This is a genomic window from Microbacterium sp. che218, assembly GCF_040436305.1.
Taxonomy (GTDB): Bacteria; Actinomycetota; Actinomycetes; order Actinomycetales; family Microbacteriaceae; genus Microbacterium; species Microbacterium algihabitans.
Genome location: NZ_AP031501.1, coordinates 2,749,920 through 2,763,694 on the forward strand (window position 1 = coordinate 2,749,920; position 13,775 = coordinate 2,763,694).

A 13,775-nucleotide genomic window follows, 5' to 3' on the forward strand; every position below is an offset into this window, starting at 1 on the left:
CCCGTGACTGCGACCCCTCCGCCCGCCGTCGCCGACATGGCAGGCGCTCCGACCGCCGCGCTCGCGGTGCGGGCGGAGGGGCGCGCCCGCGGCCCGCAGCTCTCGCCGCGCGCCGCGTTCCTCCTTCGACGGATCGGCCGTCTGCTCGTCTCCCTCGTCGTCGTCGTGGTGGCCTCGTTCTTCCTGGTGCACCTCGTGCCGGGCGACCCGGTCCGTGCAGCCCTCGGTATTCAGGCTTCGCCTGAGCTCGTCGCCGCGACCCGTACGGAGCTCGGCCTCGACAAGCCGATCCCCGTCCAGTTCCTCGACTACGTCACGAACCTGCTGCGCGGCGACTTCGGCGACTCGATCCGCACCGGGCGCCCCGTCGCGGAGACGATCGGTCAGCGTTTTCCTGCGACCGTGACCCTCGGTGTACTCAGCTTCCTCGTGGCGCTCCTCGCCGCGGTGCCGATCGGCATTGGCGCGGCGGTGGCCCTGCAGCGGCCGGGACGGAAGCTCGCCGACGCCCTGATCTCGGGCACTCTCGGAATGCTGATCGCCGTCCCCGGCTTCCTCCTTGCGGTGGGACTCATCGCCCTGTTCGCCGTGCAGTTGCGGTGGCTGCCGGCGGCGGGATGGGGCAGCCCTCAGGATGCCGTCCTCCCCATCCTCGCCTTGGCGCTCGGTCCGCTCGCGTACCTCGCCCGCATCGTGCAGGTCGAGATGTCGGGAGTGCTCGGCGCCACCTACATGACCACCGCCCGCGCGAAGCGCCTGCCCGGGCGGCTCGTCTACCTGCGGCACGCCCTCCCGAACATCATCACCGCTTCGCTCACCGTCAGCGGGTTGCTGCTGAGCGGCATGATCGCGGGGACCGTGCTGATCGAGACCATCTTCGCCATCCCCGGCATGGGCGGCGTGATGGTCCCGGCAGTGGGGGCGAAGGACTACCCCATCGTGCAGGGGCTGGTCATCGTCTATGCGCTCATCATCCTCGGCGTGAACCTCATCGTCGACCTCATCCTCGTGACCGTCGACCCGCGGTCCTCGATCACGGAGGGCTGACCCATGACCTGGCGCTCCCGTCTGCTGTCCCCCTCCGGTATCGCCGCGGCGGTGGGCGTGCTGCTTTTCCTCTTCGTCGCGATCGCGGGAGGCTCGATCTTCCTGGCCGCCGCCGAGACCTCGAATGTTCCCGCCCGTCTGCTGCCGCCCAGCCTCGAGCACCCGTTCGGCACCGACGACCTCGGCCGCGACATCTTCGCGCGCGTGCTCGTCGCGGCCCGCGTCTCTCTTCTGCTCACCCTCGGGGCGACGGCCGTCTCCACGGTCGGCGGCATCGCCTATGGGCTGATCGCGGTGATCCTTCCCCGCCACGTTCGACGTCTCGCGACCGGGTTGCTCGACATCCTCCTGGCCTTCCCGTGGCTGCTGATGGTTCTCTTCTTCACCGTGATCTGGGGTGCCAGCGCGACGAGCGCGATGTTCGCCATCGGAATCTCCGGCATCCCCTTCATGGCGCGCCTGGTCTACAACCTCGCCTCCTCCGTCTCGGGGCGCGACTACGTCCGCGCGGCGCGCGTCGTGGGGGTGGGGCCTTTCGGCATCCTCGTCCGGCACATCCTGCCCAACATCGCCAACCCCCTCTTCGTCAACGCCGCCGCTACCGCGAGCGTCACGCTGCTGTCGTTCGCCGGTCTGTCGTTCCTCGGCCTCGGCGTGCAGGCGCCCGAGTACGACTGGGGTCGATTGCTGCAGGACGGCATCACGCGCATCTACGTCAATCCGCTCGCCGCGATCGGCCCCGGCATCGCCGTCGTGCTCGCCGGCCTCGTCTTCACATTCGTGAGCGAGGCCCTCGCCGACACGCGTGGCGGCGGACGCGGCGCCGTGGCCCGCCGCGCTCTCGGCGCGGTGTCGCCGACCCGCCGCGCGAGAGGGGCGGTCGCGTCCCGCACGGGGGCGGCGCCGGGCGAGCCGATCGCCGAGATCGCCGACCTGCGTGTGGCGTTCGCGACGGCCGACGGTGGCGAGGTCGAGCGAGTGCGTGGCGTGAGTGTGCGGATCCAGCCGGGCGAGGTGGTCGGCATCGTCGGCGAGTCGGGCTCGGGCAAGTCGCTCACAGCCATGGCGCTCGCGGGTCTTCTCGGGCCGGATGCGCGCATCGACACGAGCACGCACCGCTTCGACGGCATCGACATGACCCGCCCGCTGACCGCCGCGGACCGCTCGACCCTGGGCGTCGAGCTCGGCATGGTCTTCCAAGACCCGCTCACCTCACTCAACCCCGCTTTGACCATCGGGCGCCAGCTCACCGAGGTCCCGGAGGTGCACCTGAAGATGTCGCGTGGTGAGGCCCGCGCCCATGCGACCGCGGCACTCGAGGCCGTCGGCATCGCCGACGCTGCACGGCGATTGGGACAGTACCCGCACCAGTTCAGCGGCGGCATGCGGCAACGCGCGATGATCGGCCAGGCCCTCACCGGCCGCCCCAAGCTCATCATCGCCGACGAGCCGACGACGGCCCTCGACGTGACCGTGCAACGCCAGGTGATGGGTGTCCTGCGTCGTGCGCAGCGCGACACGGGAGCGGCCATCGTGTTCATCTCCCACGACATCGCCCTCGTTTCGGCGTTCTGCGATCGCGTGCTGGTGATGAAGGACGGAGTCGTCGTCGAAGAACTCGACGCAGAGCGCATCCGCGAGGACGCGACGCATCCGTACTCGCGTGCTCTGCTGGCCTGCCTGCCCGACATGACGTCGGACCGCACCCGGCCGCTCCCGGTGATCCCGCCCGAGGTCGCCGCTTCCGCTCTCGCCGAGGAGGTGGGGGTGTGAACGCCCTCGAAATCGATCGCCTGTCCGTCCGCTACGGCCGAGCGACGGTCGTCGATGACGTCTCGCTGGTCGTCCCCGCCGGGCGCACTCTCGGTCTCGTGGGGGAGTCGGGGTCGGGTAAGAGCACGATCGCCGCCGCCGTCGTCGGGCTCGTCACCCCCGCCTCGGGCGCGGTTCGGGTGGGCGGGGTCATGGCGTCCGGCCACGGAGCCGCCGCCCGCGCGGCCAGACGTCGCTTGCAGCTCGTCTTCCAGGATCCGTTCTCGGCACTCGATCCCCGCATGACCATCGGCGACTCGATCGCCGAGGCGCTGCGGGCCAGCGGCAAGACGTTCTCGCGCGATGCGCGCGTGGACCGGGTGCGCGAGCTGTTGAGCCTCGTGCATCTCGACCCCGATCGCGCGGGAGACACCCCGGCCGCGTTCTCGGGCGGGCAGCGGCAGCGCGTCACGATCGCGCGCGCCCTGGCAGGTGAGCCGAGCGTTCTGATCGCCGACGAGGTGACCAGTGCCCTCGACGTGTCGGTGCAGGGGGCGATCCTCAACCTGCTGCGTGAGCTGCAGGAGCGGTTCGGGCTGTCGATGCTGTTCATCTCGCACAATCTCGCGGTCGTCCGGTACATCAGCGACGAGATCGCGGTCATGCGTCACGGCCGCATCGTCGAGTCGGGCCCGACCGAGCAGCTGCTCGCCGCTCCCACCGAGGCGTACACCCTCGACCTGCTCGACGCGGTGCCGGTGCTGGGCGTGCGGATGACGACGGAATGACCGCCTTCGCCGCCGCGGCGGCGGGCCTGGTCCCCGAGCTCATCGCGGTCCGACGCGAACTGCACGCGCTCGCCGAGACGGGGCTCCAGCTTCCGCGGACCCAGGCCGTGCTCCTGCGCGAACTACAGGGGTACGGTCTCGAGGTCTCCACGGGAGACGGCTTGTCGTCCGTCACCGCGGTTCTCCGGGGCGGGCGGCCGGGGCCCGTGGTCCTCCTCCGGGCCGACATGGACGCTCTCCCGATCACCGAGGCGACGGGTCTCGACTTCGCCGCCACCGACGGTGCGATGCACGCCTGCGGGCACGACCTCCACATGGCGGGGCTGCTCGGCACCGTCCGCCTGCTGGCCGCGCGCAGGGATGAGCTGGCCGGCACTGTCGTCTTCATGTTCCAGCCCGGCGAGGAGGGGTTCGCCGGGGCGCGTCTCATGCTGGAGGAAGGGCTTCTGGATGCCGCGGGTGCGGCGCCCGTGGCGGCATACGCCCTGCACGTGGACACCATGACCGACGCCGGGACCTTCGTCACCCGTCCAGGACCCATGATGGCGAGCGTGAGCGCCGCGACGGTGACCGTGCGGGGGACCGGCGGGCACGCGGCGATGCCGCACCAGGGCGTCGACCCCGTGCCGGTCGCGGCGGAGCTCGTGCTGGCGGTTCAGACGTTCGGCGCGCGGCGCCTGCCGGCTACCGACCCCGCCGTGCTCTCGGTGACGGGCATTCGCAGTGATTCTGCGGCGGGCAACGTCTTGAGCGAGACCGTGACGCTCGTGTTGAACGTGCGGACCTTCTCCGCGACGACGCGCGACCGCGTGCGCGACGAGCTCCCCGCGCTCCTCGGCGGGATCGCGGGTGCACACGAGAGCACTCTCGACGTGGACTGGGTCGACTCCTATCCCGTCACCGTCAACGACCCTCGCGAGACCGACCTCGTCCTCGCGACGCTGCGCGCCGCCCACGGCGATGAGCGGGTGAGCGTCCTGGCAGCCCCCTCCCCGGCGTCCGAGGACTTCGCCTACGTGCTCGAGCGGGTGCCCGGCGTGCTCGTCTTCCTTGGCGTCGCGCCCGCGGGTCGGCGGGCGCCCCTGCACTCCGATCGCGCGGTCTTCGACGACGGACAGCTCGGCCTGCACGCCGCGACCCTCGCCGATCTTGCCTGGAGCCGCCTGCACGGCCGGGGAGCGTGAGTCGACGGTGCCGTCGTCGAATCCCACCCCGCCGTCGCCCGCCCCGAGCGTCGACGATGTCGCGGGCCTGCGCCGCCGTACAGCCGAGTTGACGGCGCTGTTCGCCAGCGCTCGCGAGTTGACGGCGGTCCGTGACACCGATGCCGTGCTCGCCCGCCTCGTCGAACGCGCCCAGGAGCTGCTCGCGGCCGACGTCGCTTATCTCTCGGAATTCGACGACGTCGATGCGACGCTGCGAGTGCGGGCGACCCGCGGTGCGGTCACCACGGCGCTACGCGAACTCGTGGTCCCTCCCGGGCGAGGGCTGGTGAGTGCGATCGCGGAGAGTCGGATGCCGCGGGCGGTGCGCCGCTACGACCTCGTCGCCGCGGAACGTCATTCGATCGGGGTGGACGCCGCGGTGACCGGCGAGGGCATCGTGTCGATGCTCGGGGTGCCCCTGCTATCCGATACGCGGGTACTGGGCGTGCTGTTCGTCGCGGAGCGGCGCGAGCGCGTCTTCACCCCCGATGACACCGCCCTGCTGGCGGCGCTCGCCGACCATGCCTCGGTCGTGCTGCAGACGGCCGCGGCCCTCGCCGATGCCCGACGGCAGGCTGATCTCGCGCGCGCCGCCGTCGCCGAGCTCACCGCTCACGTGGCGGCTCGCGACCGCGCCAACCGCGTGCACCGCGAGCTCGTCGATGCGGTGCTCGCGGGCGGCGGTCTCGCCCCCGTCGCCGGTGCCCTCGCGCACGCCCTGCAGGCGCCGATCGTGATCGTGGATGCAGCGGGGTCGATCCGCGCGGCCGACGGCGGGGCCGACGCCGATCTCGCGAGTGGCGCGCTCGGCCCGGTCGGCGACGCGGAGGACGCCCGGGAGCGCACCGTCAGCCTCCTCACCGCCGGTGCGCGGGTGCTGGGCGCGATCGTCGTGGGGACGCCCGCTCGTCCCCTCGACGACGTCGATCGCCGCACGATCGAGCGCGCGGCGCAGGTCGCCGCCCTCCTCGCCCTGTCGGAGGAGGCGGTGGCCGAGGCCGATCACCGTCAGCGTTCCGATCTGCTCGTCGACCTGGTCACCGCGTCGCCGCAGAGACGTGCCGACGTGGCCTCGGCCCTGCGGCGGGCCGGGGTCGAGGAAGAAGCGCTCACCGCGGTGACGGCCTTCGCGGTGGTGGGGATCGAACGCGCGGCGACGGCCCGCGCGGTGGCGCATCATCTCGGAAGTTCCGCCCTGGTCGGCGAGCTCGATGGTCTCGTGGTGGCTGCGCACGCGACGGCCCTCGACGCGGCTGCGTTCGCCGCGCTGCGCGAGCATCTCGACACCGAGGTGTTGGCGGTCACGGGCACGGTCGACGACGGAGGGCCATCACGGGCGGCAGGGCAGGTTCGCTCCGCCCTCGCCCTGGCTCGCGCCCTCGGGCTCCGCAATGCCCTCGTCCCTGCCGACGAGATGCTCCCCTACACGGCGACGATCGGAGCGGACCGCCGCGCGCTGCTCTCGTTCCTCGACGCGTCCCTCGGGGCGGTGCGGCGACACGACGACGCCCGTGGAAGCGACCTGCTCGCGACGCTCCGTGCGTTCGTCCGCCATGGAGCGAGCCCCACCCGCACGGCCCGCGCGCTGACGTTCCACACGAACACGATCCTGCAGCGGCTCGAGAAGCTCGACGCGCTGCTCGGTGAGGGGTGGCGCGACGACGAGCGCTTCTTCCGTCTGTCCGTCGCGGTACGGCTCGACGAACTGCGTGAGCGGATGGAACGCGGTGCGGGTGGATGAATCGCCCACCCGCGGTCCTTCGGTGTGTGCGACCCGTCCCTACTCGGCCGGCCCACGTCGACCTAGCGTCGAAGGGACGCCGCGGTCGACGCGGCTCCTCACCGCCCGCAAAGGAGCCCGCGTGACCCCCACCAGCCGACTCTCCGGACTCCGCGACCACGACCCGCTCGAGCGTCGGACTCTCGTCGAAGAAGCCGCCGGCCTCGGACCCGGGGCTCTCGCCTGCCTCGACCCGGCTCAGGGGCTCACGCTGTCTCAGGCCGATCACATGGTGGAGAACGTCGTAGGGATTCTCGGCGTGCCCATGGGCATCGCGACGAACTTCCGCATCGACGGTGTCGACCGACTGGTCCCGATGGCGACCGAGGAGCCGTCCGTCGTCGCAGCCGCGTCCAATGCGGCGCGCATCGCCCGTGCGACCGGCGGTTTCTCCACCTCGACGACGGGCGATGTCATGATCGCGCAGGTTCAGGTGGTCGACGCCGTCGACCCCGAAGGGGCGCGACTGCGTCTGCTCGAAGCCCGAGACGAGCTGCTCGCGCTGGCCGACGCCCAAGACCCGCTGCTCGTCTCTCTCGGCGGCGGAGCGAGCGACATCTCCGTGCGGACGCTCCCCACCCGCACCGGTACGCAGGTCATCGTGCACCTGCACGTCGATGTGCGCGACGCGATGGGCGCCAACGCGGTGAACACGATGGCGGAGGCGCTCGCTCCGCGGGTCGCCGAGATCGCCGGTGCCCGCACGCTCCTGCGCATCCTCACCAACAAAGCGGACCTGCGTCTCACCCGTGTACGGGCCGTGTTCCCCGCCGATCTGCTGGGCGGCGCTCAGGTGGTGGCCGACATCGAGGCGGCCAGCGCCTTCGCCGAGGCAGACGCCTACCGCGCCGCCACCCACAACAAGGGCATCATGAACGGCATCACGGCCGTGGTGCTCGCCACGGGCAACGACACCCGCGCAGTGGAGGCCGGATGCCACTCGCACGCGGCCCGTGACGGTGCGTACCGGTCGCTGTCCCGGTTCGAGCGCACGCCCGACGGCGACCTCGTCGGAACCCTGGAGGTGCCGCTGGCGGTGGGACTGGTCGGCGGTGCGACCCGCGCGCACCCGACGGCCCGGGCGGGCGTCGACCTCCTGCGGATCGATTCGGCCCGCGAGCTCGCCGCGACGATCGCCGCAGTGGGGCTCGCGCAGAATCTCGCGGCGTGCCGGGCCCTCGCCGCAGAGGGCATCCAGCGCGGTCACATGACCCTCCACGCTCGCACGATCGCCGCCAGCGCGGGGGCGACGGTGGGTGAGATCGCCGAGGTCGCCGCGCGCATCGTGGCGGACGGACGCATCCGCGTCGAGCATGCCGCCGAGGTGCTCGCCGATTTGCGCAGGAGCTCGTCGTGAGCGATCCCTCGCCGGTACGCCGTCCCCGGCCCGTTCCTGTCGAGGGGATGCCGGCTGCGGTCAGTGTCTACGAGGTCGGACCCCGCGATGGGCTGCAGGCCGAGAGCGACGTCATCCCCACTGCGGTGAAGGTCGCACTGTGCTCCCGCCTGTATGCCGCGGGGGTGCGCGCCCTCGAGGTCACGAGCTTCGTGCCGCCGTCGTGGATCCCGCAGCTCGCCGATGCGCGCGAGGTCGTGGCATCCGTCGACGTGCCTGACGGCGCGCGAGGTGTCGCCCTCGTCCCGAACCGTCGCGGACTCGACGACGCCCTGTCCGCGGGGGTGCGGGAGGTCGCCGTCGTCGTGAGTGCGACGGACTCGTTCGCGCGGGCGAACCTGAACACCGACCGGGCGGGATCGATCGCCCGCGCGACCGAGGTCGTCGCGGGGGCTCGGGCGGCCGGCATCCCCGTCCGCGGGTACGTCTCCATGTCGTTCGGCGACCCCTGGGAAGGGGCGGTCGACACCGCAGCCGTGGTCGATGCCGCCTCCGCGTTGAGCGCATCCGGATGCCGCACGCTCGCTCTCGGCGACACGATCGGGGTCGCGACGGCGGGCCACGTCGAGCGCATGATCGATGCGGTGGCGGCCGCCGGGATCTCCCGTTCCGCTCTCGCGCTTCACCTGCACGACACGTACGGCCAGGCCCTCGCCAACGTCTATGCGGGCCTTCGCAACGGCGTGGTCGAGTTCGACTCCTCGGTGGGTGGGCTCGGCCGCTGCCCTTACGCCCCGGGGGCCACCGGCAACCTCGCGACCGAGGACCTCGTCTGGATGCTGGAGGGCCTCGGCATCCGCACGGGAGTCGACCTCGTCGCCCTCGCGCGCACGAGCGCTTGGCTTTCGAGGATCCGCGGGCGCCCGTACGCCTCCCGGGTCGCCGCCGCGCTCGAGGCCTCGCCCATTCCCGACCGGGAGGAGACCCCCGCATGACCACCCTTCTCGACCCCGGTGCCGGCTCGCTCAGCGGCGTCGTCGTGCTCGACCTGTCGCGCGTGCTCGCCGGGCCATACGCGGCGCAGATGCTCGCCGACCTCGGCGCGACCGTGATCAAGATCGAGAACCCCCGCGACCCCGACGTCTCACGCGGGTTCCCGCCCTATCTCACCGACGGCGACGAGGAGTTCAGCGGGTATTACGCGCAGTACAACCGCGGCAAACTCGGCGTGGGACTCGACCTGACGGCCCCCGGCGGCGTCGAGACGCTGCGCGAGCTGGTGCGTCGCGCCGACATCCTGGTCGAGAACTTCCGCCCTGGCACCATGGCGAAGCTCGGCGTGGGCTACGAGGTGCTGCGCGAGGTGAATCCGCGGCTGGTGTACGTCGCCATCTCCGGGTACGGCCAGACCGGATCGCGCAGCCGCCGTCCCGCCTTCGACAACACCGCGCAGGCGGCCGGCGGGCTGTGGTCGATGAACGGCTACCCCGATCAGCCGCCCGTACGCGTCGGCGTGACCATCGGCGATCTCTCCGCCACGTTGTTCGCCGTCGTGGGAACGCTCGCGGCGCTGCGTCACGCCGAGCGGACGGGGGAGGGGCAGTTGGTCGATGTGGCCCAGGTTGACAGCGTACTCGCCCTCACCGAGACGGCGGTCGTCGACTACACCGTGCGGGGAGTCGAAGCCACGCCGGCCGGCAACGAGCACGCGTGGGTGCGGCCCTACGAACTGTTCGACTGCGCCGACGGACAGGTGTTCTTCGGGGCCTACACCGACAAGCTGTGGCGCGCGAGCTGCGAACTCTTCGGTGACCCCGAGGCCGCCGACGACATCGAGATCGACACGATGCGCAAGCGGTTCGACCCCGAGGTCTATGCTCGGCGGGTCAAGCCGCTGGTGAGCCGCTGGCTTGTCACCCGCACCAAAGCCGAGCTCGAGGAACTGGCGGGAGATGTCATCCCGCTCACCGCCATCAAGACCATCGGAGAGGTCGTCGACGACCCGGGCACCTCCGAGCGCGACATGGTCGTCGAGGCCGATTACGGTCCACTGGGCGTGCTGCGCATGTTCGGACAGCCGATCAAGCTCAGCGCCACCCCGGCGACCCCGAACCGTCGGGCCAACCGCTTCGCCGAGCATTCGGACGCCGTGCTGATGGGTCTCGCGGGGTACGACGCCGAGCAGATCGCCCGACTCCGGGCGACGGGAGCGCTGTCATGACGGTCGTACGCACGCAGGCGGTGGACGCCGCGCATGCGGAGGGCTATCGAGGCACTTTCGCGGCGGGGCAGTCGCCTCTGACCGCATCGGGGGCGCTCCCTCCCGCGTGGGAGGGGATCCTCTTCCCCTTCGCCGTGCCCTTCGCGGATCTCCGGCCGGATGGAACGCCCGCGCGCGACGGCATCCTTCCCGAGATCGACCTCCCTCGCCGCATGTATGCGGGGGAGGACACGGTCTTCGAGGCTCCGCTCCGCATCGGCGACGATGTGACGCAGGCGGCGCGGGCCGGGACCCTCACGGAGAAGAGCGGCGCCCGCGGGCGGCTCGTGTTCGCCGACATCGAGCGCACCTTCGCGGTCGGAGGCCGCGTCGTCGCGCGCAGCACCTGGCACGACGTCTTCCTCGGCGCGGCGGACGGCCCTCCCCGCCCACCGCGCATCGACTCCGCCGCAGTGGCCGACGCCGACTGGATCGAACTCGTTCATCTCGACGCCCGGCATCTGTTCCGGTTCTCGGCGCTCACCGGCAACACCCACCTCGTGCATTACGACCGGCGGTGGGCGCAGGACGTGGAGGGACTCGCCGACCTTCTCGTGCACGGGCCCCTGCTGCGGATCTTGATGGCGGACGCCGCGCGTCGTCACGCGGGGGGCCGTCGTATGACGGCGTTGAGCGTGCGGATGATGGCGCCCGCCTTCGTCGACACGGACATCCGCCTATGCGGCAGTGCCGAAGCGTCCCGTGTGCTCGCCGTCGGCCCGGGCGACGAGGTGCTGGCGACAGCCGAGATCGCCTTTTCCGACGCCGGGGCGTTCTGACCCACATCCACGCGGAGAGGTAGATTTCGTCCACGGCGGAAGGGGCGCGGATGCGGTGGAGACTCACGGTGATCCTCGCGCTCGCGCTGTGCCTCACGGGGTGCGCGCCGACGGCCCCGGCCGAGCCCGCCCCCGCGCTCACGGCCGATCTGTACCAACCCCGCTCTGACATCGCCAAGGGACGCATCGCGGTGAGCGTCACCAATGGCAGCGAGCGCACCGTGACGATCACGGGCGTGCGACTCGTCTCGGCGGACTACCCCGGCGATCCGGCGTGGGACGGTCGCCCCGTCGACCTCGAGCCGGGCAAGGGATCGCCCGACCTGCGGATCGCGCTTCCGGATGCCGTCTGCGGCGAGCAAGCGGCATCCGCCGTGGTCGAGGTGGACTGGCGGGATGCCGCGTCGTCGGGCACGGAGACCATCACGCCCGGCGACCGGTTCTCGTTCCTCCCGGCGGCTCACGCGACAGCGTGCTTCACCGCCGCGGTCGACGACGTGGCGACGATCGCGTCGGCCGACTTCGAGGGCGGCGGGCCGGGGACCCCCGCCGACCTGGTCGTGGCCATCGGCGCGGGCAGCGGAGACGGATCGTTCACGATCGACTCCGTCGAGGGCACGACGTTGCTGGCGCCGTGGGACGGCGCGGGCGGGGCTCCGACGGTGACGATCTCGCGCGTCGTGCGAGGAACCGACGCCGCGAGCGAGCTGCGCGTCCCCTTCGTCCCCAACCGCTGCGATGCGCATGCGCTCGCCGAAGACAAGGTCGGCACGCTCATCCCGTTCGCCGTCACCACGGCCGACGGTCAGACGGGGACCGTGCGGCTGACGGCGTCCGACGACCTGCGCCGCAAGATGTACGACTTCTACGCGGCGTACTGCGGCCTCTGACGCGATTCCGAGGCGTTGCGGCCCCGGCCGACGTGGCTCAGTCGAGACGCGAGTGCTCGCCGAGGCGGTGCCACGTGCGGTTGTGGTAGACCAGCGCGGCGCCGGGCTCGCCGGGCTCGAGGTCGCGCTCGACGTCGACCTGCAGGGCTTGGGCGGCGATGACCGTGGAGCCGCCGGCATCCATTCGGCTGACGATCTTGCACCGCAGCCACGCCCGCACGCCGTGGTAGACCGGCTCGCCGGTGGCCAGGCGCGACCAGGTCGACGTGTCGGCGAAGCGGTCGAGGCCGCTGGTCGCGCCCGCGCGGGCAAGCGAGATGTCTTCGGCGTCGAGCAGGTGCACCACGATCGTGTCGGCCGCGATGATGGTGGGCGTCGCCGACGACAGCGCCGACACCGAGAAGATCAGCAGCGGCGGATCGGCGCTGACCGACGACACCGACGACGCGGTCAGGGCGACGGGGCCGTTCTCTCCGTCCGCAGTGATGACCGCGATCCCGCCCGGGTGCCCGCGGAACGCGCGCTTGAAGTCGTCCGCCGAGACCGAGGTGCCGATGGCGGGAGTGCTCTCGGGGGCTGCATGCGGAAGGGAAGTCATACATCCACGGTAGGCGCTCACCGGGCGTGGGGCATCGCCGGGCGCAACACGACGACACGCCGCGGATGGCCGGGACCCGAAGTGTGAAGCTTCACATTTATCAATCCGTGACATTTGCGGGAGTGAGATTGCTTGACAGCACGTCTCGTGTGAGCGCTAACATTCCAACACGGCGCACCCGAGGTGCTGCACACATGACACCGGCACAGGCGCCGGCGAAACGAGGAGGTTTCATCATGAAGGCGAACAAGATCATCGCGGGCGCAGCGCTCGTGGGAGCGATCGCACTCACCGCGACCGGCTGCGCAGGCGGCGGGGGAGCGGCAGCGGGCGGCGGCGGAGGCGGCAGCGACGTCATCACGGTCGGCTTCGCCCAGACCGGCTCCGAGAGCGGCTGGCGCAGCGCGAACACCGAGTCGATGAAGGAGGCGTTCAGCGAGGCCAACGGCTTCAACCTCATCTTCAACGCGGCCGACAACAAGCCCGAGGCGCAGATCGCCGCGGTCCGCAGCTTCATCAACCAGGGCGTCGACGCGATCGTGCTCGCTCCGATCGTCACCGACGGCTGGGACGACGTGCTCACAGAGGCCAAGGACGCCAACATCCCGGTGATTCTCGAAGACCGCACGGTCTCGGCATCCGACGACCTCTACGCCAGCTGGGTCGGGCTCGACTTCAAGAAGGAGGGCGAGACGGCCGGCAAGTGGGTGGCCGACAACTTCGGCTCGACGCCCACCAACATGGTCGTGCTCGAGGGCACCACCGGATCGTCGGCGGCGACCGACCGGGCCGAGGGATTCAACTCCGCGATCTCCGACACCGACATCAAGGTGCTCGACTCGCAGACCGGCAACTTCACCCGCGCCGAGGGCAAGACGGTCATGGAGGGCTTCCTGCAGAAGTACGGCTCGCAGATCAACCTGCTCTTCGCGCACAACGACGACATGGGTCTCGGCGCGCTCGAGGCGATCAAGGCGGCGGGTCTCACGCCCGGCACCGACATCAAGATCGTCACGATCGACGCTGTCAAAGACGGCATGACCGCCCTCTCCAAGGGCGAGTTCAACTACATCGTGGAGTGCAACCCGCTGCTCGGTGAGAAGGCCGCCGAGATCGTGAAGAAGGTCGTCGCGGGCGAGTCCGTCGACAAGAGCTACATCGTCGAAGACCAGGCCTTCGACCAGGAGCAGGCCACCAAGGTCCTCGACAGCCGCCCCTACTGATCCGCAGGGATCGGCCGTCGTTCCCACGGCGGCACCCGTCCGATTGCCACGGCATCGACGGAACATCCTCCCCGGCGTGCGGGGCCGGGTCCTCCCCGGTCCCGCACGCCACCGATC

Annotated in this window: 12 protein-coding genes; 11 read left to right on the top strand and 1 reads right to left on the bottom strand. The window is 71.2% G+C overall.

Annotated features, from left to right (window positions below; genetic code table 11):
- The first annotated feature begins 3 nt into the window (after positions 1 to 3).
- The 10 genes from ABXS86_RS12945 (at position 4) to ABXS86_RS12990 (ending at position 11,837) form a co-directional block, all read left to right on the top strand.
- Positions 4 to 1,047 carry an ABC transporter permease gene (locus tag ABXS86_RS12945; protein WP_222846098.1) on the top strand — a complete coding sequence of 348 codons (1,044 nt, stop codon included), beginning with the start codon at positions 4 to 6 and terminating at the stop codon, positions 1,045 to 1,047.
- A 3-nt stretch (positions 1,048 to 1,050) separates the two neighbouring features.
- Positions 1,051 to 2,820, top strand: a complete 1,770-nt coding sequence (locus ABXS86_RS12950; RefSeq protein WP_353664742.1) for a dipeptide/oligopeptide/nickel ABC transporter permease/ATP-binding protein — start codon at positions 1,051 to 1,053, stop codon at positions 2,818 to 2,820.
- Positions 2,817 to 3,587 (top strand): ABC transporter ATP-binding protein, encoded by a 771-nt coding sequence (locus ABXS86_RS12955; protein ID WP_154097753.1) that lies wholly within the window; start codon positions 2,817 to 2,819, stop codon positions 3,585 to 3,587. The genes ABXS86_RS12950 and ABXS86_RS12955 overlap by 4 nt, the downstream gene beginning before the upstream one ends.
- Complete coding sequence (locus ABXS86_RS12960; protein WP_353664743.1) at positions 3,584 to 4,771, top strand: M20 family metallopeptidase; 1,188 nt, start codon at positions 3,584 to 3,586, stop codon at positions 4,769 to 4,771. The genes ABXS86_RS12955 and ABXS86_RS12960 overlap by 4 nt, the downstream gene beginning before the upstream one ends.
- 7 nt (positions 4,772 to 4,778) lie before the next feature.
- Positions 4,779 to 6,533: a helix-turn-helix domain-containing protein gene (locus tag ABXS86_RS12965; protein ID WP_307206561.1), complete on the top strand. Its 1,755-nt coding sequence runs from the start codon at positions 4,779 to 4,781 to the stop codon at positions 6,531 to 6,533.
- A gap of 121 nt (positions 6,534 to 6,654) precedes the next feature.
- Positions 6,655 to 7,929, top strand: coding sequence for a hydroxymethylglutaryl-CoA reductase, degradative (locus tag ABXS86_RS12970; RefSeq protein WP_353664744.1), 1,275 nt, complete (start codon positions 6,655 to 6,657; stop codon positions 7,927 to 7,929).
- The gene (locus ABXS86_RS12975) at positions 7,926 to 8,903 is read left to right on the top strand and encodes a hydroxymethylglutaryl-CoA lyase (protein WP_353664745.1); all 978 of its coding nucleotides are present in this window, start codon (positions 7,926 to 7,928) and stop codon (positions 8,901 to 8,903) included. The genes ABXS86_RS12970 and ABXS86_RS12975 overlap by 4 nt, the downstream gene beginning before the upstream one ends.
- Positions 8,900 to 10,129, top strand: a complete 1,230-nt coding sequence (locus tag ABXS86_RS12980) for a CaiB/BaiF CoA transferase family protein (protein ID WP_307206555.1) — start codon at positions 8,900 to 8,902, stop codon at positions 10,127 to 10,129. Before ABXS86_RS12975 ends, ABXS86_RS12980 begins: the two co-directional genes overlap by 4 nt.
- The gene (locus tag ABXS86_RS12985) at positions 10,126 to 10,947 is read left to right on the top strand and encodes a hypothetical protein (protein ID WP_353664746.1); all 822 of its coding nucleotides are present in this window, start codon (positions 10,126 to 10,128) and stop codon (positions 10,945 to 10,947) included. The genes ABXS86_RS12980 and ABXS86_RS12985 overlap by 4 nt, the downstream gene beginning before the upstream one ends.
- A gap of 50 nt (positions 10,948 to 10,997) precedes the next feature.
- Entirely contained in the window at positions 10,998 to 11,837 is an 840-nt protein-coding gene (locus ABXS86_RS12990; RefSeq protein ID WP_353664747.1) for a hypothetical protein, read from the top strand.
- A gap of 37 nt (positions 11,838 to 11,874) precedes the next feature.
- On the opposite strand, the gene ABXS86_RS12995 is transcribed toward ABXS86_RS12990, so the two are convergent.
- Positions 11,875 to 12,435 (bottom strand): flavin reductase family protein, encoded by a 561-nt coding sequence (locus ABXS86_RS12995; RefSeq protein WP_353664748.1) that lies wholly within the window; start codon positions 12,433 to 12,435, stop codon positions 11,875 to 11,877.
- 236 nt (positions 12,436 to 12,671) lie between these two features.
- Between ABXS86_RS12995 and ABXS86_RS13000 the strand changes: the two genes are divergently transcribed.
- Positions 12,672 to 13,658, top strand: coding sequence for an ABC transporter substrate-binding protein (locus ABXS86_RS13000; RefSeq protein ID WP_353664749.1), 987 nt, complete (start codon positions 12,672 to 12,674; stop codon positions 13,656 to 13,658).
- The last annotated feature ends 117 nt before the right edge of the window (positions 13,659 to 13,775 follow it).